A 19,611-nucleotide genomic window follows, 5' to 3' on the forward strand; every position below is an offset into this window, starting at 1 on the left:
CCGCCCACCCGCTGGCCCAGCCGGCATCGCGAGAGGAAAGCCATGACCGAGCAGCAGCTGCCACGCCCAGGCCTGGGCGCCTACCTGCTGCTATCCCTGCTTTACTTCGTCGCCGCCCGCTTTTGCGGCGCATATACCGTCTCGCCTGAGGGCATGGGCATCATCTGGGCCCCCAATGCGGTGTTGCTGGCCGTATTGCTGTACTACCAGGGCCAAGGCTATCTGCGCTTTGCTGTACTCGCTGTCCTTGCCGAAATGCTGGGCGACCTGCCCTACTACCCTGTGCAGCAATCCTTCTTCTTCGGCTTGGTGGATACGCTGGAGGCCACCTTGGCCTGGCTGCTGATGCGCCGCGCCAGTATGTCCACCCAGTTGGGCACAGTGGAGGACCTGGCCAAGTTCATGCTGGCCGGCCCCGTGCTGGCGGCACTGGCTGGCGGCACCATGGGGGCGCTCACCCTGTATGCCCTGGGCGTCAGCCAGAATGGCCTGCTCAGCATGACCAGGGTATGGTGGTTTGGCGACGCACTGGGCTATATGATCATGACCCCCCTGCTACTCTACCTGGCCCAGCCCGCCAGCCGCTGCGGCTACCAGTACCGGCAGGGGGATCTGGTGGCGCTGGTCTTTACCCTGGCCGTTGCCGCCGCCATGGTTGCAGCCGAAAACGGCAGCCTGCAGGGCGTATCCGTCACCCCCGCCGTCCTGCTGCCCTCGCTGCTTTACCTGGCCGCCCGCTTCCACCCCGCCTGGTCGGCGCTGGGGGTGGCCCTGGTCGCCATGACGGTAGCCGTGCTGATCACTGGTGGCCACCATCCCTTCGGCAAGCTGCCGCTGAATGAGGAAGTCATGCGCGGGCAGGAGTTCATCCTGATCATGAGCCTGTTGGGCACCGGCTTCGCCGCACTGATGAGCGAGATACGCGAGCACAAGCGCAGCCTGGAAGCCCGGGTGGCCGAGCGCACCTCGTTGCTGCTCAAACTCAATGCCGACCTGGCCCACCAAGCCCAGACCGATGCCCTTACCGGTCTGCTCAACCGTCGTGCCTTCTATGAGGCCGCACAGCGTGAAGTCGAGCGCAGTACCCGCTTCGAGCGGCCGCTGGCGGTGTTGATGCTGGATCTGGACCACTTCAAGGCCATCAACGACAGCCATGGCCACCTGGTCGGCGACAAGGTGCTGAGCCACTTTGCCAGCCTGCTGCGGCAGACGGCGCGTGGCTCCGATGTGGTGGCCCGCTACGGCGGCGAAGAGTTCGTGGTGCTGCTGCCGGAAAGCAGCCTGGAACCCGGCCTGACGCTGGCGGAGCGCTTGCGTGAGAACCTGCGGGACTCGCCGCTAATGGTGAACGGCCAGGCCATCGCGGTCACCGCCAGTATGGGCCTGACCATACTGCGGCCGCCCGAAGGAGTGGAAGCCATGCTCAGCCGAGCCGATACCGCGCTATACAATGCCAAATCCGGCGGGCGCGACCGCATCATGGAGGCATCCTGAGCCGGCGACAGCTCAGGGTTTCTGCATCCAGGGCACCACAGCCTGCTTGAATTCAGCCGACTCTCTAACCTCAGCCACCGTATCCCACAGGCGCTGGGCCCATGCCGGGTACTGGGACACAAACCGGCGCGACAGCATGATGAAATTGGGCCGCCGGTCGAGCGGCGGACCTACTTTTTCCAGATTGGCAGCCAGCTCAGGGTTGACTTGCAACAAGCGGTCGCCGTTATGGGTCAGCAAGGCCGCACCGTCGGCCACGCCCAGTTGCACCTGTCGCAACACATCCTCCGCGTCCTTGGATAATTCCAGTACGTTCGCCCCGGTCGCCCGCAAGGGACCGATGATGGAAAAGCGATACTGCACGGCAATGCCACGCTTGAGGTTGCTGAAGCGGTGGCCATCCCAATTCAGATCGCCCTCCTTGGGCCGATAAAGGGAATAGGTGATTTCCAACATGCGCTTGTCGATGTCAGGCTTGCCATCCCGCATGGGGTAGACCCCCATCTCCAGCCGCTCCGGCACAAAGCTGGCATTGACCACGCCATCGACCACGTTCTGCTGCATCTCTGCCAGACAGCGCTTCCAGGGTTTGGCCACCAGCACGACATGCAGGCCGCTTCGCTGGCCGACCATCTCCACCATGGTGATCACATAGCCACTGGGTCCAGGCAATATCCAGGGATAATTCTCCTGATCCTCGAAGCACAAGGTGACACTGCCGGGCTTGTCGGCCAAGGCGGGCAGCGTCAGCAGGAGGCAGATCAGCCAGCGCAGCGAGGTCATGATATTCCTCCGAGTATCAGAGAAATATAGACGACCAGACCAATCCTGCGCAGTGCTGAGTAAAGGGATAACGCTAGAACTGCCTGACCCCACCCTGGAAATAATCGCCATAGTCGAGGCGCCGCAGCAGGAAATGCTCCTGCCGGATATGGTTCTCGCTGGGCATCCACTCGCCTGGCCGGCGCATCAGGCCCACGGTTTCGCCTTCATCAGTCCCCGTCGCGACTATCCTGGCCTGCCGCATTGCCGGCCTTTGTGCCGGCAGGGCATTGAATTCATCCAATGCAGAACGACGAAACATGGTCGCCCCATGCGCATTGCGCCACGCATGCACCAATTCATGGCCCAGGCCAATGAAATTGGGCCGCCGCTCGGCCCCGACCACCAGATTGTCCGGATTCCAGTTGACCGTGGTGCCTATGCCGCCGGCACCACGTTGGCCATTGGCTTGCCGATACATGCCCAGGTTGGGGTTATGCCGGTTGGCCACCTGTGCTTCGGCATCGTTCACGTTGGCAGAGCGCTGTATATCCACCCAGCCATGACTGGCCCGCAAGGTTGCGTTGGTTTCAGTGAACATCCGATTGGCCGTGTACTTGGTATCCAGCTTGGCCATGGCGCGGCGGGTCTGCACCGTGAAATCGGCAAACTCGGCATTGGACAATCCACCACGTCGCACCGTAAATCGCTCATGCGTGCTGCTTGCCACACCCCGGTCCGCAGGCCGCAGCGCTGCGCGACCCGCTGCAAGCAAATCTGGTGTGACACCATGTCGGTTCATCTTGTGCCCTTCCTGGCCCTCGGTCATGGCCCCCATGGCCATGAACGCGGTCCGTCAATGAACTATCTAGACGTTCGCGTCAGTAATGGCAAACTGTGGCATGCCAGTGCCAATCCACCTGCTACGCTCGGCATGGCCCCCTCCTGCTCTATTGTTGAAAGTGCATTCCATGGCAGACCCCAAACAACCACTGGCTGGCGTCAAGATTGTCGAACTTGGCTCCTTGATCGCCGGGCCGTTCTGTACCCGCCTGATGGCCGACTTCGGCGCGGAAGTCACCAAGATAGAGCCGCCCGAGGGCGACCCATTGCGGCGCTGGCGGCGGTTGCATCAGGGTACGTCGCTGTGGTGGTATGTGCAGAGCCGTGGCAAGCGCTGCATCACCCTCAATCTCAAGCTCGATGCCGACCGCCAGCGCGCCCGCGAGCTTTGTGCCGGCGCCGACATCGTGGTGGAGAACTTCCGCCCCGGCGTGATGGAGAAACTGGGCCTGGGCTGGGATACCCTCTCGGCCCTCAACCCCAGGCTGGTGATGGTGCGTATCTCCGGTTTTGGCCAGAGCGGGCCCTATCGCGATCTGCCCGGCTTTGGCGCGGTGGGAGAATCCATGGGCGGCCTGCGCTATGTGACCGGCTTTGCCGACAGGCCACCGGTACGCACCGGGGTGTCGATAGGCGATTCCATTGCGGCACTCTACGCCGTCATGGGTGCCCTGATGGCCCTGCGTCAGGTCGAGGTCAACGGCGGCCGGGGGCAGATAGTCGATGTGGCGCTGTACGAGGCCGTGTTCGCCATGATGGAGAGCCTGGTGCCCGAGTTCGACCACGACGGCTTTATCCGCGAACGCAGCGGCAACATCATGCCCGGCATCACGCCCTCGAACACCCATACCACCGCCGATGGCCGGCATATCACCATCGGTGCCAATGGCGATGCCATCTTTGTCCGGCTGATGCGCGCCATAGGCCGCCATGATCTGGCAGCAGCACCCGACCTAGCGGACAACGCCGGCCGCGATGCCCGCCGCGACGAGATCTATGCCGTGATAGACCAGTGGGTTGGCCGTCACAGTCACGACGAAGTCATGGCCGCCCTCAAGCAAGCCGAAGTCCCCGCATCCAAGGTCTATTCGGTGGCCGACATGCTGGCCGACCCACACTTCCACGCCCGCGAGATGTTCATCCCCCTGACCCTTCCTGATGGCAAGGTGATACGGATGCCGGGCATCGTGCCCAAGCTGGTCGGATAGACCAAGGCGGGACTTGTAAGAAAACCGTCACGACCACCGGCCCACAGGCTGGCTATGCTGGGATGCAGCCCCCTGCAGATCAGCCCGCCATGCTCTATGACCGCCTGCCCGAACTTGCCCAACTGGAGCGCCTGATCGCGCATGGCCAGGGCTGCTTGCGGGCGCAGACCGTAGCGGAAGTGTGCGCGGGTGGGCATGCCCTGCCGGTCAAGCTGCTGAGCATGGGTAGCGAGCGGCCGGATGCGCCGGTGGTGGGTTTCTTTGGCGGTGTGCATGGGCTGGAACGCATAGGCACCCAGGTGGTGCTGGCCTTCATACACAACCTGCTGATGCGGCTGCGCTGGGACCCGCTACTGGAACACCAACTGAGCCAGATACGGCTGCTGTTCATGCCGCTGGTGAATCCTGGCGGCATGCTGCAGCGGCGCCGCGCCAACCCAGCCGGGATAGACCTGATGCGCAATGCCCCCATCAATGCCAGCGAGCCGGTGGCCTGGCTGGTGGGCGGGCATCGTCTGGGCGGCTGGCTGCCTTGGTATCGTGGCCCCGATGGCGAGGACATGGCTGCCGAGAGTAGTGCACTGTGCGAGGTGGTGGCAGCCGAGATGCTGGGACGGCCGCTGGCGCTGGCGCTAGACTGCCATTCCGGCTTTGGGCTGCGCGACCGTATCTGGTTTCCCCTCGCCGGCAGCCGCCGGCCTATTGATGTACTGGGCGAGATCTACACCCTCAAGACCCTGTTCGACCAGGCCTACCCGCACCATCGCTATGTATTCGAGCCGCAAAGCCGGCAATACCTGACCCATGGTGATTTGTGGGACCACCTCTACCTGCAGTCGCGCCAGCTGGGGCAGGGCTTGTTCCTGCCACTGACGCTGGAGATGGGTTCGTGGAACTGGGTACGCAAGAACCCGCGCCAGTTGTTCTCGCGCCTGGGAGTGTTCAATCCGGTGGCACCGCATAGGCAGCAGCGGGTGATGCGCACCCACCTTGCCTTCATGGAATTTCTGACCCGCCTGGCCGGCAGTGAACAGCGCTGGCTGGCCGGCCACCTGCGCAGTGCCCGCCACCGCATGGATGCCATGCACCTATGGTATCGCGATGCCTGAGCCTCGCCCCTGGGTGCTGCTACGCGGGCTGGGGCGGGAGGCACGCCATTGGGGTAGCCTGCCGGGCCTGCTGGCGGCAGCAACCGGCAGCCGTATCTACACCCCGGATCTGCCCGGCAATGGCCGGCTATGGCGTCAGCCGAGCGCCAGCAGTATTGCGGGGCAGCTACGCCAGTTGCGCCTGCAACTGGCCTCGCCCTTGAGCCATGGGCCGGTACAAGTGCTGGCGATCTCGCTGGGCGGCATGGTGGCGCTGGAGTGGGCCACGCACCATCCCGAGGAGGTGGCGCGGCTGGCGCTGGTGAACACCAGCTTGGCGGGATTGGCTCCCCCCTGGCAACGACTGCGCTGGCAGCGCTATCCGGCGCTGCTGCGCCTGCTGTGGCAAGACATGGCAAAGCGTGAGCACGGTATTTTGCAGATCACCAGCAATCTGCCGGTGCGGCGCCAGGCAGTGCTGCACGACTGGCAGCGGTGGCAGCAGGCCTGTCCCGTTTCGGCCGGCAACCTGCTGCGCCAGTTGGCCGCTGCCGCCCGCTACCGCCCCCCTACAGCCTGGCCTCACTGCCCGGCACTCTTGCTGAACAGCCAGCAAGACCAACTGGTACACCCACGCTGCTCGCAGCGGCTGGCCCAGGCCAGCGGTTGGCCGCTACGGCAACACCCCTATGCGGGCCACGATCTGGCGCTGGACGACCCGCTCTGGCTGGCCCAGCAGGTGGCCAGCTGGGTACGGCATGAGGCCAAACCGGCACTGGCAATAGCACCCCGGGGGTACGCAACGCCCCCTGGAGCGCGGTAGGATTGGCCCTGTGCTACCCTGTAAGGCATTGCGGGTAGCGTTTATCCGCCCACGGCATGTGCTAGCTGCCGCATGTTGCGCCTGCTCGGTGCAAGGCGCTGGCCGGGGGCCAGACCCACCACCAGCCTACCCTGTCGCCATCATGATCCTCGACTTCGAACTCTCTCCCGCCGACGACGCTCGCAAGGAAATAGCCAGCGTGCTGACCCATATCGACCGTTTTCTGCAAGGCCGCGAGAATGGCCTGGCGCACGCCAGCAAAGACGATCTCAAGGCCTATCTCAAGTCCATGTTTAACTTCTCCACCGATGTGCTGAGCATGGTGGTGACCAAGGAAGCCTACGCGCTGGAGCTGGAATTAGGCTACGTCAAAGTGGTCTGCAAGCTGAAACGCTACTGAACCGCCACTTGCAATATAATCAGCAACTTACCCTGCTGTGGCCACGGGAATCCTGAGTGCCATAGCAGAGGCTGGCTGCGCCTGCTTCTTATTCCCAGGTGGATAGGCCACCAACGTCTTGCCCCGTCGTACCTCACCCTGTTGTTTCATTGATCGAGTATTGGTTTCATACGCATGCGATTTCATGGCTTATTGCTGACCGCCCTGCTGGGCGTTGCTTACACCTCCCCCCTGCAAGCCCACGCAGCCACCGCCGACACGGCCCGCGAGCAGGATATCTTGGCCCGCAGCTTCAGCCGGGGTGCGCCACTGCCCCAGTGGGCGCAACCCCTGGCCGAGATTCCCGCCACCCGGCGCGAAGATCCACTGGTGGTTAGGCTAGCCGAAACCCAGTCTTATGCCGGCGCCACTCAGGCCACCCTGATCAACCGCGCCGTGCAGGTCAACGACCGCAATATGCTTGATCGTATCGGCCAGCTCTCGCTGACCTACTACCCCGATTACCAGAAGCTCAAGCTGCACCGCCTGATCATACTGCGCGACGACAAGCCGCTGGACCATACCCGCACCGTCAACGCGCGCCTGCTGCAGCGCGAGCAGGCACTGGAGCAAGGCATGTACACCGGTGCAAGCACGGTACAACTGCTGGTCGAAGACGTCCGCCTGGGCGATACCCTCTGGCTGACCTACAGCATCGAGGGCAGCAACCCGGTATTTGGCAACCGCCTGACCGAGGACTACGCCTGGGATAGCGCCGACCCGGTGGAACTACGTAGCCTGACAGTCTTCTACCCGGCGCAGCGGCCGGTGCGCTGGCAGCAGTTTGGTGATTTCCGCACCGATGCCATCAGCCCCAAAGTAGATGACTACAACAGCATGAAGCGCCTGCGCTTTGAGGCACGTGGGGTGGATGCCCTGGAGTACGAAGGCGGCATCCCGGCAGAATACTTCCCCGCCCGTTTCCTGCAGTTCAGCGAATACCGCGACTGGAACGAAGTGGCGCGCTGGGCCACCGGCCTGTTCCCCGAGCCCAAGACCACCCCGGCACTGGCCGCGCTGGTGAAGCAGTTCAATGCCGAAGCCACCCCGGCTGCGCGTGCTGCCGCTGCGCTGCGCTGGGTGCAGAACGAGGTGCGTTACTTCAGCGTCTCCATCGGTGAGAACTCGCACAAGCCGCAAGACCCCAATGTGGTGATCAAGCGCCGCTATGGCGACTGCAAGGACAAGACCTATCTGCTAGTCACCCTGCTGCGCGCCATGGGCATTACCGCCCACCCCTTGCTGGTATCGGCCCAAGCCCCGCTCTTGCCCGGCCGGATGATGGCCTCGCCCACACTGTTCGACCATGTCATCGTGCAACTGCAAGTGGACGGCAAGACCTACCATGTCGACCCCACCCGCACCGGCCAGCCATCGCCGCTGGACAAGCTGGCCCTGCCGCTGCCCGGCGCCAAGGGCCTGCTGGTGGCAGCCGACACCACCGCGCTCAGCACCCTGCCCGAGCGCGACAATAGCGCGATACGGTTCGAGCGGGACGAGCGCATCGTCGTCCAGAGCTTTGATGGCGACGCCACCCTGGAAACCAACGAGACCTTCAGCGACAGCCATGCCGAATCGGCCCGGCTCAATTTCCCCAGCATGTCGCGCACCGAGTTCAAGCGAGACCTGCTGGCCATCTACGAGAAGCAATACCCCGGCATTACCCTGGCCGCCGATCCCGAGTACCGCGACGATGTCGCCAACAACAAGTTCTATCTGAAGGCCCGCTTCAAGCTGCCCAAGCCGCTGCAGCTAAAGGATGGCCGCTACCGCATCGAGTACGACAGCAGCATCATCAGCGGATCGCTGGGCATTCCGGACAAGATAGTCCGCAACTACCCGCTGCAACTGGCACGCGGCGCCTTCACTGCCCGTTACCGGCTGCGACTGCAATGGCCAGATAGCGTGCGCCTGAACAAGGATCCGCAGAGCACCACGCTCGATACACCATATTTCCGCGCCGCCGAGGAATACTCGATACGCGGCAACAGCATGGATTACCTGCTCGACTACCAAGTCAAGGTCGACAGCGTGGCGGCCAAGGACGTACCGGACCTGCAGCAGCAGGCCAAGCAGTTGACCAACTACACCAGCGGCAATTTCAACGTGGATGCGCACTTTGCCAACCAGCAGCGAGACGGCAAGCTGTCCATGCGGGCGCTGGATGGCAAGTCCACCAGCCAGGATGCCCAACAGAAAGTCGGCCAGGCCGCCAAGACGCGGCCTAGCAGCGAGGAAGACATCGCCACGCTCTGCCATGCCCTGTTGACGGTCAACCAACTCAAGGACAACAAGGCCGCACGCAGCCAGGTGCAGGCTGTGGAATCGCTGGTCCGGCAGTTCCGCAAGAGCGTGGCCGCGCAGCGCTGCCAGGCCCGCGCCCTGCTCGAGGATGCCCGGTTTGCCGAGAGTGTGGCCGCCCACGAGAAGGCCGGCGAACTGGCCGATGACGACAGCAATGTGCAGGATCTTGCCTGGGCCCGCTATTACGCTGGCGATACCGACAAGGCACTGCAGGACATGGCGCGCTACAGTCAGGCCATGCGCGAGGAGAGCGGCGCCCTACCCGGCTTCGTGGCCGTCAACCAGCTGGCCCTGCTGAAACTGGCTGGACGCGAGATACCTGCCGATACCCTGCAGTATGCCCAGCAACTGCCCAACGGCCCCTGGCCCCGCCCTCTGCTGGGCATGCAGGCCGGCCTGATCAGCCCCGAGACCCTACTGAAGCAGCTGCAGAGCCTGCCGGCCGATGAACGCGATCTGGCCTTATCGGAAGCCTGGTACTACATCGGCCTGCAGCGCTTGGCCGAGCAAAAGCCCGAGGAAGCCCGCAAGGCCTTCCAGTGGGTGGCCGATAATGGCATGCCCAGCTACGAGGAAACCGTCCAGGCCCGCATCCAGTTGCGGCGACTGGGACAGTAAGAGCCTGTTCACCCCGCTCTCCCTTTTCGAGGGCGGGGTGTGCCGCTGGCCTCACAGCGCACTCGCCGCCAAGCAGCCTGCACCTGCAAGCGCCGCCATCCCCACCCTGGTGGATGCTGCACCCGCCCCACCCTTGCTACACTGCCGCCTCAGTCACACTATCGCAAAGTGCAGGCCGCAGCGTGTTCCAATGGTTTGAAAACCGCGTCAACCCTTACCCCGACGCCCCACCTTCCCAACCGCCCCATGGCTTCTTCCCCTTCGTCTGGTCCGCCACCCGCGGCATGCGTGGGCTGATTGCCGCCATCATCCTGCTCACGGCCAGCATCGGCGCCTTCGAAGCCCTGTTGTTCAGCATGCTGGGCAGCGTGGTGGACTGGCTATCGGCCACCGCCCCCAGCGAGCTATGGCAGAAGGAGCGCAGCAACCTGCTGCTGTTGGGCGGCATCCTGCTGGCCAGCCCCCTGGTCATCGCCCTGCAGGCCATGTGCAAGTACCAGGGCCTGTTTGCCAACTTCCCCATGCGGCTTCGCTGGCATTACCACCGCCATCTGCTGGGCCAGAGCATGGGCTTCTACCAGGACGAGTTCGCCGGCCGGGTCGCCGCCAAGGTCATGCAGACAGCACTGGCGGTGCGCGATACCGTAGTCATCGTCTGCGACATCCTGGTGTTCGTGGTCATCTACTTCATCACCATGGTGGCCGTGGTCGGCGGCTTCGACCTGATCCTGCTGCTGCCCTTCATGGGCTGGCTGCTGGCCTACGGGCTGACGCTGTGGTTCTTTGTCCCCCGCCTGGGCAAGGTGGCCAGTGCTCAGGCCGATGCCCGCAGCCTGATGACAGGCCGCGTCACCGACGCCTACACCAATATCGCCACCGTCAAGCTGTTTGCCCATAGCCAGCGCGAAGCCACCTTTGCCCGCCACGCCATGGAAGAATTCATGCTCACCGCCCGCCAGCAAAACCGGTTGGTCAGCGGCTTCGAGGTCATCAACCACATCCTCAGCATGCTGCTGATAGGCAGCACAGCCGGTGCCACCCTCTGGCTATGGAGCCATGGCCAGGTTGGCATAGGCGCCGTGGCGGCTGCCACCGCCATGGCCCTGCGGCTCAACGGCATCTCGCACTGGATCATGTGGGAGATGGCCGCCCTGTTCGAGCAGATCGGCACCGTGCAGGATGGCATCAGCACCCTGGCCCGCCCCATCACCATCCAGGACCAGGCGGGCGCCCAGCCGCTGCAGGTCAGCCAGGGCGAAATCCGCTTCGAGCAGGTGCACTTTGCCTACGGCGGCAGCAAGGCCGTGCTGCAGGATCTCAACCTCACCATCCACCCCGGCGAAAAAGTGGGCCTGGTGGGCCGATCCGGGGCCGGCAAGAGCACCCTGGTCAACCTGCTGCTGCGCTTTTACGACGTGGAGCAGGGCCGCATCCTGATCGACGGCCAGGACATTGCCCAGGTCACGCAAGACAGCCTGCGCCGCCAGATCGGCATGGTCACCCAGGACACTTCGCTGCTGCACCGCTCAGTGCGCGACAACCTGCTCTACGGCCGCCCCGATGCCAGCGACGAACAGATGATCGCCGCCGCCCGCCGCGCCGAAGCGCATGAATTCATCGAACTCCTGACCGACCCCAAGGGCCGTACCGCCTACGAGGCCCATGTGGGCGAGCGTGGCGTCAAGCTCAGCGGCGGCCAGCGCCAACGCGTCGCCATCGCCCGCGTCATGCTCAAGGACGCCCCCATCCTGCTGCTGGACGAAGCCACCAGCGCACTCGACAGCGAAGTGGAAGCCGCCATCCAGAGCAGCCTCTACCGCCTGATGGAAGGCAAGACCGTGGTGGCAATTGCTCATAGATTGTCTACGATAGCTGCCATGGACAGGCTGATCGTGATGGACGAAGGCCGGATAGTGGAACAAGGCAGCCATGCAGAGTTGCTGGCCCAAGGCGGGTTGTATGTGCGGTTGTGGGCGCATCAGAGTGGGGGATTTTTAGGAGAGGACTCCGTATAAGCAATCACATAAACCACCCACAATGTCGATAACGAAAGCTCTTGAGTATGACCATAAATTCCATCCGCGTTAGAAATTTACGCAGCATAAATGACTCCAACGACATCGAAATAAAGAATATAAACTTTTTCCTTGGATCAAATAGCACTGGGAAAAGCTCCGTAATTAGACTTTTCCCTCTGCTAAAGCAAAGCATTGAGACGCGAACCACTGCTCCTATCTTATGGTATGGCAGATTAGTTGACTTTGGAGATATCACATCAGCAATAAAAAACAGCTCTGACGAGCGCAGCATGATGATAGGAATCTCAGGAACTATATCTTCTTATATTCAAGACCATTACAGCTTCTATCAGCAAACAGGATATATCCCTAGAGAACAGGGGGGTCGAATAAACTTCGACGTGAGAATTCACTTAAAAGAAGGCAAATCCAAATCCACAGCCGCCCACAAGTACGAAATCAATCTACCAGACAATCATATAGTCATTGAATTTAACGACGACAGCGGAATTGCCGAAATTTTAATAAACAACACCAACTTCTCCGAGTACAGTCAAAAATTTAATAGCGCCGTCAGAAAGGGATTGTTTCGGCACATCACATGGAAAACAGATCGAGTAAATCAATACAAAATTGCAGAAAATCCAGCATTAAACTCACTCACATCAATCCTACGAAACAATCTGCACCACAAAGTTTCCAACCACACCATAGCGCAATTAATATCTCAGTTCCGCCCCGGAGAGAAGACCGCATTCCTCAAAAGACTACAAGGCATAAAGGGTCCGCAATCATGGATAAATTTCACCCGCGGCCTGACTACAAGCACAGAAACATTTCTCACCATAATAGACACCTTTAACTTATTAATGCTGCCCTATATTCTTGAATCAATCAACCTTGAAATCTCAAAGACCAGCACGAACACACGATACATCAGCCCCTTACGCGCAACCGCTGAGAGATATTATCGCGCTCAAGAATTGGCAGTAGATGAAATCGACCCTGAAGGGCGAAATCTGCATATATTCCTGAATAGTTTATCAAAAGCGCAAAAACAGCGATTTCAATTGTGGCTAAGTGAAAATTTCGACATACAAGCACAATCCAATCTTGCGGAAGGTCATATAAACATAACTCTACAAGAGCTATCAAGCGGTGATGATTTCAATATGGCGGACATGGGATTTGGCTTCTCTCAAGTCCTACCAATACTGACACAAATATGGAGCGCCCTTGAAAGGACCAAAGGCCAATCTTTCACGCAAATAATTTGCATTGAACAGCCCGAACTACATTTGCACCCCAAGCTTCAAGCCAAGCTTGCGCTGGTACTCTCTCGGTCAGTAAGTCAAGCAATAAGTCAGAAATCCGACCTCCGATTTATTATAGAAACGCACAGCGAAGCCCTTATAAATAAAATGGGAATGCTGATCAATTCCTCTACCATTGACAGCGATCGGGTTGGCATATACCTATTTAACAGATCCACATCTGGCGTCGAAATTTCACGGACAAATTACACCAACAATGGTTTCCTGGAAAACTGGCCGATAGATTTTTTTGACTATTGAGGCGCACCATGATTATCATTTTAGACTCTAGCATTTCCTCGCTACTATCCGCCGAGAGCAGCCATGTGCTTGAGGCCATAGAGAATATTGCCATTGCACGCTCAGAAGGCAATCATCTAGTCACCTGCGAGCCAGAAATCGCAAGCCAAATTCTTGCAACCCGATTATCCAATCGGGCGCAAAGAGTGTACTACACCATTAAAAACAAATCCATCCAAGAGCTTGCCGCAACAGTAAAATCAAAAGCATATATCCGGGTAGTATCGCCTGATTACTTTTCAGTCAACAGACCCAATGAAATAATGGTAAGCATCACTTTCTTCTGTAGCACTTCCACCATACAGCCAACAAAATTACTATGCGAAGACTCTTTAGATGGAAAGATAATTGCCGCGCTTACAAAAAATTACCTTGCAGCCAGCAAGCATCGCAACCCAAGATTATCCTTTAGATATGAACATGGCGGCGGCTCAAGGATTACCAGGGTCTTCCGGGAAATTGAGTGCCACGAAGCCTGTCTGTTATTGTGCCTAGTAGATTCCGACAAGAAATACCATAAAGATAACATCAGCGCCAAAGCCAAAAACCTAATAAGGGACCGTCAGAAAAATACAACTCACGTGGAAATCCTTCCCTGTCACGAATTGGAAAATCTAATTCCAACTCGCCACCTTTTACTACTATACGAAAGCACACACCCCGACACGGCCATGGCGATTTCAAGCCTAAACATATCACCCAACACAAGATACTCTCTAAACTATCTAGACCTTAAGGAAGGCCCAGCAAAGCATCATCGCACCAGCAACCCAGCAGAGAAGAAATTTTGGGAAGGAATATTTAAGGCAGCACAAATATGCCTAACTCAATCCGCCTCAATTACAGGCCTTGGCGAGCAGATAACAACGGACTATGAGTCACTATTAGAAGATGATGGATTATCTTTTCTTGATACCGATTTTCGGCCGATTTTTGAAGAAATCGCCAAGATAGTTGAGTGCTGGGGCCATGGCTGTATACCAATTATGGCAAATTAAACATCAGCAGCAAGGTGCCAACCAAGACTGCCGGCGTGCATTCAAGCATGATGATTAAATCGAAGGATGCAACTGGACTTTTTATAAAGTACAGCCATAGCTAACGACTCAGTTCTAAGTGTCACGTTCTTGATTTCCCCCGCCCCCCCACCCTCTGCCTATCCCCCACTTCCCGGTGCCCCCATGTCCTACCACCTTGCCCAGGTCAACCTCGCCTATGCCCGCGAGCCCATAGACGCGCCCCTGATGGCGGACTTCGTAGCGCGCATTGCCGAGATCAATGCATTGGCCGAGGCCAGCCCCGGCTTTGTCTGGCGCTACCAGACCGACGCGGGCTACCCACAGGAGTTTGGCGACCAGCTGGTGCTGTTCAATATGTCGGTATGGGATAGCGTGGAGGCCCTGCACGCCTATACCTACCGCAGCGCCCACGCCGAGGTGTTTGCAGCACGCAAACGCTGGTTTGAGGACATCAAAGCCAAGCTGGGCATGCCGCATATGGCGCTTTGGTGGGTCAAGGCGGGCGAACTGCCCACGGTGGCTGATGCCAAGGCCAGGCTGGAATACCTGGGCGAGCACGGCCCCAGCCCCCATGCCTTCAGCTTCAAACAGCGCTACTCGCCCACAGGCCTAGCCTTGGCCTACGCCAAACCGGCGCCAGCCGCCGCCTGACACAAGGCCGCATGGTACTAACACCGCCGGCCACCTTGGGTGGCAGGCTTTATCATGGTGGCCGTTGCCGCAAACCCTTTGAGCCACTGGCTACCATGCCCCTGACACTTCTGTACCGCCCCACCCTGCTTGGCCTGCTGTTGACCAGCGCCCTTACCCTGGCCGACGACATGGAGCGGGGCTACGACCCCAGCGCCACCCACCCCGACCCCACCAACGGCGCCATCGTGCTGATGGATGGCCGCCTGTCCCACCCTGCCGATGCGACCGCTGCCCAATGGCCGGCCGGCAAGCATCTGGCGGGCCGCCATTTCAAGGCCGGCAGTGGCTGGTGGGCCTTGGCCTGCCAGGATACCTGCACGCTGACCGCCACCCAACTGAGCCTGCGCCACCTCAAGCACCCTACCTATGATGGGCCGTCCATGCCCGGCCAGTACCTGAGCTGGTCGCCGCTGCCCTACCAGCTGGACCAGCCCGATGCCGCTACGTCCAGCAACGCTGTGCTGCTGGCGCTGTTCAAGCCCAAGCCGGCCCAGGTGGCGCTGAAGCTGGCGCCTGGCCCGGTCAAGACCTGGCTGCACCAAGGCATGGATGCGTACCCGGTCAGCCAGAAGAAGGGAACCGGCTCGGAGACCGTTCGCATCAAGCTGGACAAAGGAATAGCCACCATCGTGCCCATCCTGGCCGACGAGCCCGAGCGACACGGCGAGACCAACCAGCCCACCGAGTCGCTGCTGGAGCTGCGCGCCTATGGCCGCAAGCAGAACCTGGGCGTGGTGACCTTTGGCATTGATGGCGGCATGCCGCTGCTGGCCAAGAGCTATCTGCACTGGGCCGGCGATCTGGACGGCGATGGCCGGCTGGACCTGCTTTTGGACCAGGACCAGGCACGCGGCAAGCTGGTGCTCTATCTCTCCAGCTTGGCCCAGGCGGGCGAGCTGGTAGGCGAGGCCGGTGCTTTCAACTACATTGCACCTGATGACCCGGGCTGCTGAGCCCGCCAGGGCGCTTCCAGATGCCTCAGCGTCCAAGCAGCCAGGCTGTATCGCGACGACGCGTGATGCCTGGCGTCGCCCATCACCCACATACCACTGCCCCCATGCGCCCTACTCTGCTAATTGCCGCTCTTGCCGTCACCCATCTGGCCAGCCAGGCCGCCACCTTGCCGGTTTACCGCGAGTTCAAGGAATGGCTGGTGGCCTGCAGCAACAGCGGTCACTGCGTAGCAAAGGGCTTTGACCAGTACGCGGGCACCACCGTGATGCTGCTTGAGCAGGCGCCCGGGCCGGCGGGCGAGACCTCGTTGACACTGGGCTTTCAGACCACCGGTAAAGTGCCGCCACAGCCACTACGACTGGGAGGCCTGCCCTTGTCCTCGGAGGCATGGGCGCTACAGCAGGAAGCCGACGACTATGCCGAAATCCATAGCCTGGACGATGCTGAGGCACGCAAGCTGCTGGCGGCCATCAGCCGCAAGCAGACGCTGGCGCTGACCGGCAGCCAGGGCGAAGTGCTGGCCAACTTCAATGCTGACGGCCTGGCCGCCTCGCTCCTGTTGGTAGACGAAGCACAGGGCCGACTGGGCAGCCGTAATGCCCTGCTGCGAGTTGGCAACAAGCCCGCCAGCAGCATTCCACCGGCCCGAGCCCTGCCCGTGCTGCGCCCAGGCGCGCCGGGTAGCCCGGCCGTAGACGACGAGGAAGCTGCCCGCCTGCTGCACGCCGTGCGCAAGCTGGAGCCCGACTGCGTGATGGAGGGCGATACGCAGCCCGATGGCGAGGTATCGGCGCTCTCCCCCCGCGAGGCCATCGTCCTGCTGCAGTGCGGCCAGGGCGCCTACAACACCTCCTACGTGGTGTATCGTACCCAACGGCAGGGCAAGGCCAGGCCGGTGCGGGTGAATCTGCCGGGCCTGGGCACCTTGCTGCAGCCGGGCTATTGGGTCATGAATGCCAGCTATGACAGCGCCAGCCAGACGCTGAGCCAGTATGGCAAGGGCCGTGGCCTAGGCGACTGCGGCGACAGCACCAGCTGGGTGTTCGACGGTAGCCATTTTCTGCTGAGCCAATACAGCCACCAGGGCCGCTGCGGTGGCATGGCGCTGATGGATTGGCCCCTGCTGTGGGACACCACGATCCTGCCGCGCAAACCATGAGGCGCTGACCAGTTTGCCGGCGACATGACCTGCGCGATGCCGCTATCCGCCATACGTGGATGCAATCAACGCTGCCAGGCTCTAGGATGTATATGTCCTGTCCCGTGCATGACTGATTGACTGTGCCCAAGCGACTGATTGCCTACTATTACCACGCGCTACCGCGCGGCACCCGGCTGGCCATGGCGGGTGTCACGCTATTGCTGGTGCTGGTAGCGTCGATGACGATCTGGTGGTTGCAGAACAGCCGCCAGAGCGCCGGGCAAAGGGCGGCTGCCGAAGCAGACAATGCCGCCCGCCTGCTGGAACAAAGAGTACTGGCCACCAATCGCGAGATCGACTTGATGCTGGACGATGTCGCCCGCGATGCGGCACGCATGCCCATGGCGCCGCCACTGGAGTGGAGCGAGCCGACCGGTTTTGAAACTATCATGATGTTGCAACACAAGCCGGATCGCCTCCCCCATGTGGCCGTACTGAGCATATTGGATCCGCAAGGCAGGGTAGCCTACTCAGCCAAGGCCAACCGTGGCGACAACTTTTCCGACCTACCCTTCATCCGGCAACTGATCGCCGCCCCCAGCCAGCGACTGGTCATCTCGCCGCCCTATAAGCTGCGGACAACAGGCAAGCTGGGCATGGTGTTCGCCCGGCCAGTACTCGATGACCAGGGCAAGCTGCACGCCATCGTGCTGGCCGGAGTACACCTGGATGCCTGGCAACGCCACCTTACAGATATCGAATTGGGCCAGTACGGTTCGGTCATCCTGATGGATACCCAGTATCGCCTGATCGCTCGTGAACCACTGACCGATCGGGAAAACCTGGGCACCCAGGTTCAGCCCAGCCAGATGCGGCCCAGCGGGCTCCGTGACAACACCTACTTCGTCGTATCGCCGCTCGATCACGAGCAGCGCTTGTCGGGGGTGCGCAATCTGGCCGAATACCCGTTTATCCTGGGCGTGGGCCTGTCGGAAAAGGATTACCTGGCGGAATGGCGCGCCGCCTTGCTGGTGTGCGTGTTTGGCATGATCAGCCTGCTGGCCTTCGGTGGCTGGCTCATGTACCTGCTGTGGCAAAGCGGCCGACATGCCAAGTTGCTAGCCGAACGCGAGGCCAGGCTGGCAGCCCAGGAGTCCCGCATGCGCAGCATGGTCGAAGCCTCGCCCTGCGCACTGGGCCTGATTGATTTCGACCAAGACCGCATACGCTATGTGAACCCGGACATGGGCCTGCTGTTTGGCATGGCCGCCGAGGACATGGCCGGCAAGGAGCTGGCCGAGCTGTTTGTACGGCCAGAGGAGTGGCGCGCCTGCCGCAAGGCCCTGCGCGAAGCCACCACGCTACGCGAGCTGGAATACGCCGTACGCAATGGTGACAGCGAGCGCTGGGTCATTCTGTCGGCCACCGTGCTGGATGGCGATGGTGACCAAGAAGGCGACGATGTGCTGGTCAGCCTGATCGATGTGACCAGCCGCCATGTGCGCGAAACCCGGCTGAGCCACGAAGCCGGCACCGACTCACTGACCGGCCTGGCCAACCGCCGACGCTTCTTCGAGCGCGGCAGCGAGACCTTCGAACTGGCACGACGGCACCGGCGTCCGTTCTCCTTGCTGATGATAGACATTGATCACTTCAAGCAGGTAAACGATATCCACGGCCACGCGGTGGGCGACGAGGTGCTGATACGGCTGGCCCGCCTGCTGGAGGTCACCCTGCGCCAGGGCGACTTGGCGGTGCGGCTGGGGGGCGAGGAATTTGTGGCGGTATTGCCCGAAACAAATCTGGAGCACGCCATCGAAGCGGCCGAACGGATACGCGAAGCAGTTGAAAATGCGCCGCTGACCCTGGAAGATGGCACCCTGATCGAGTTCACGGTAAGCGTGGGCGCGGCGCAGATGCAGGACGACGACAAGGAATTACAGTCGTTGCTGATTGCAGCCGATGCCGCCCTCTATCGTGCCAAGGCCAATGGCCGCAACCGTGTGGAAGCCGACAACCTTTGACTACGCCCGATGACCGCCAGCTGGCGGAGTTCCGCGACTATCTGCTGCGCTATGCCCTATACCGCCTGCGTGATGAAGCCGCCGCCGAAGAAGCCGTGCAGGACACCCTGCTCGCCGCCATACAGGCCAAATCCGGCTTTGCCGCCCAATCCAGCATCAAGACCTGGCTAACCGGCATACTCAAGCACAAGATCATCGACGCCCAGCGCAAGCTATGCCGAGACCCGTTCCAACTGGACGACAAGCTCGATGAAGAAGGCGAATTGAGCGATTTTGACAGCCTGTTTGACAAGACCGGCCACTGGGGCAGCGACGGCCCGCGCACCTGGGCCAACCCCGAAGCCGCGCTGGAACAGCAAGACTTCTGGCGAGTCTACGAAGAGTGCGCCCAGCGCCTGCCCAAACGCACCGCCCTGGTGTTCGCCATGCGCGAATCGCTAGGCCACGAAATTGAAGAAATTTGTCAGAACCTCGATATCACAGCGACCAACTGTTCAGTGCTGTTGTACCGGGCGCGCATGAGCTTGCGCCTGTGCCTGGAAAAAAACTGGTTTGGCCGGGAAGACTAAG

At 60.8% G+C, this 19,611-nt stretch carries 16 protein-coding genes; 14 read left to right on the forward strand and 2 right to left on the reverse strand.

Features of this window, described 5'->3' with window-relative positions; all coding sequences use genetic code 11:
• Nucleotides 1-42 precede the first annotated feature (42 nt).
• Nucleotides 43-1,494, forward strand: a complete 1,452-nt coding sequence (locus QQK16_RS04280) for a sensor domain-containing diguanylate cyclase (RefSeq protein WP_284195186.1) — start codon at nucleotides 43-45, stop codon at nucleotides 1,492-1,494.
• 12 nt (nucleotides 1,495-1,506) lie between these two features.
• Here QQK16_RS04280 and QQK16_RS04285 read toward each other — a convergent pair whose 3' ends face one another.
• On the reverse strand, nucleotides 1,507-2,277 hold the full coding sequence (locus QQK16_RS04285) for a substrate-binding periplasmic protein (RefSeq protein WP_284195187.1): 771 nt from the start codon (nucleotides 2,275-2,277) through the stop codon (nucleotides 1,507-1,509).
• Nucleotides 2,278-2,350: 73 nt separating this feature from the next.
• Nucleotides 2,351-3,058: a M91 family zinc metallopeptidase gene (locus tag QQK16_RS04290; RefSeq protein WP_284195188.1), complete on the reverse strand. Its 708-nt coding sequence runs from the start codon at nucleotides 3,056-3,058 to the stop codon at nucleotides 2,351-2,353.
• 169 nt (nucleotides 3,059-3,227) lie between these two features.
• On the opposite strand from QQK16_RS04290, the gene QQK16_RS04295 reads away from it, so the two are divergent.
• The 13 genes from QQK16_RS04295 (at nucleotide 3,228) to QQK16_RS04355 (ending at nucleotide 19,610) form a co-directional block, all read left to right on the forward strand.
• Entirely contained in the window at nucleotides 3,228-4,307 is a 1,080-nt protein-coding gene (locus QQK16_RS04295; protein ID WP_284195189.1) for a CaiB/BaiF CoA transferase family protein, read from the forward strand.
• A 62-nt stretch (nucleotides 4,308-4,369) separates the two neighbouring features.
• Nucleotides 4,370-5,416, forward strand: coding sequence for a M14 family zinc carboxypeptidase (locus QQK16_RS04300; RefSeq protein WP_284195190.1), 1,047 nt, complete (start codon nucleotides 4,370-4,372; stop codon nucleotides 5,414-5,416).
• Nucleotides 5,409-6,218 carry an alpha/beta fold hydrolase gene (locus QQK16_RS04305; protein ID WP_284195191.1) on the forward strand — a complete coding sequence of 270 codons (810 nt, stop codon included), beginning with the start codon at nucleotides 5,409-5,411 and terminating at the stop codon, nucleotides 6,216-6,218. The genes QQK16_RS04300 and QQK16_RS04305 overlap by 8 nt, the downstream gene beginning before the upstream one ends.
• 10 nt (nucleotides 6,219-6,228) lie before the next feature.
• The gene (locus tag QQK16_RS04310) at nucleotides 6,229-6,618 is read left to right on the forward strand and encodes a hypothetical protein (protein ID WP_284195192.1); all 390 of its coding nucleotides are present in this window, start codon (nucleotides 6,229-6,231) and stop codon (nucleotides 6,616-6,618) included.
• Between the two features lie 174 nt (nucleotides 6,619-6,792).
• Nucleotides 6,793-9,579: a DUF3857 domain-containing protein gene (locus QQK16_RS04315; RefSeq protein WP_284195193.1), complete on the forward strand. Its 2,787-nt coding sequence runs from the start codon at nucleotides 6,793-6,795 to the stop codon at nucleotides 9,577-9,579.
• A gap of 182 nt (nucleotides 9,580-9,761) precedes the next feature.
• Nucleotides 9,762-11,594 (forward strand): ABC transporter ATP-binding protein, encoded by a 1,833-nt coding sequence (locus QQK16_RS04320; protein WP_284195194.1) that lies wholly within the window; start codon nucleotides 9,762-9,764, stop codon nucleotides 11,592-11,594.
• 47 nt (nucleotides 11,595-11,641) lie between these two features.
• Nucleotides 11,642-13,171 carry an AAA family ATPase gene (locus tag QQK16_RS04325; protein ID WP_284195787.1) on the forward strand — a complete coding sequence of 510 codons (1,530 nt, stop codon included), beginning with the start codon at nucleotides 11,642-11,644 and terminating at the stop codon, nucleotides 13,169-13,171.
• Between the two features lie 8 nt (nucleotides 13,172-13,179).
• Nucleotides 13,180-14,208: a hypothetical protein gene (locus tag QQK16_RS04330; protein ID WP_284195195.1), complete on the forward strand. Its 1,029-nt coding sequence runs from the start codon at nucleotides 13,180-13,182 to the stop codon at nucleotides 14,206-14,208.
• Between the two features lie 183 nt (nucleotides 14,209-14,391).
• On the forward strand, nucleotides 14,392-14,880 hold the full coding sequence (locus QQK16_RS04335; protein WP_284195196.1) for a DUF3291 domain-containing protein: 489 nt from the start codon (nucleotides 14,392-14,394) through the stop codon (nucleotides 14,878-14,880).
• A 95-nt stretch (nucleotides 14,881-14,975) separates the two neighbouring features.
• Entirely contained in the window at nucleotides 14,976-15,875 is a 900-nt protein-coding gene (locus QQK16_RS04340; protein WP_284195197.1) for a hypothetical protein, read from the forward strand.
• A 104-nt stretch (nucleotides 15,876-15,979) separates the two neighbouring features.
• Nucleotides 15,980-17,035 (forward strand): DUF1176 domain-containing protein, encoded by a 1,056-nt coding sequence (locus QQK16_RS04345; protein WP_284195198.1) that lies wholly within the window; start codon nucleotides 15,980-15,982, stop codon nucleotides 17,033-17,035.
• A 122-nt stretch (nucleotides 17,036-17,157) separates the two neighbouring features.
• Nucleotides 17,158-19,041 (forward strand): diguanylate cyclase, encoded by a 1,884-nt coding sequence (locus QQK16_RS04350; protein ID WP_284195199.1) that lies wholly within the window; start codon nucleotides 17,158-17,160, stop codon nucleotides 19,039-19,041.
• Nucleotides 19,038-19,610, forward strand: coding sequence for a sigma-70 family RNA polymerase sigma factor (locus QQK16_RS04355; RefSeq protein WP_284195200.1), 573 nt, complete (start codon nucleotides 19,038-19,040; stop codon nucleotides 19,608-19,610). The genes QQK16_RS04350 and QQK16_RS04355 overlap by 4 nt, the downstream gene beginning before the upstream one ends.
• The last annotated feature ends 1 nt before the right edge of the window (nucleotide 19,611 follow it).

It is taken from the genome of Chitinimonas prasina, from assembly GCF_030160395.1.
Classification (GTDB): Bacteria; Pseudomonadota; Gammaproteobacteria; order Burkholderiales; family Chitinimonadaceae; genus Chitinimonas; species Chitinimonas prasina.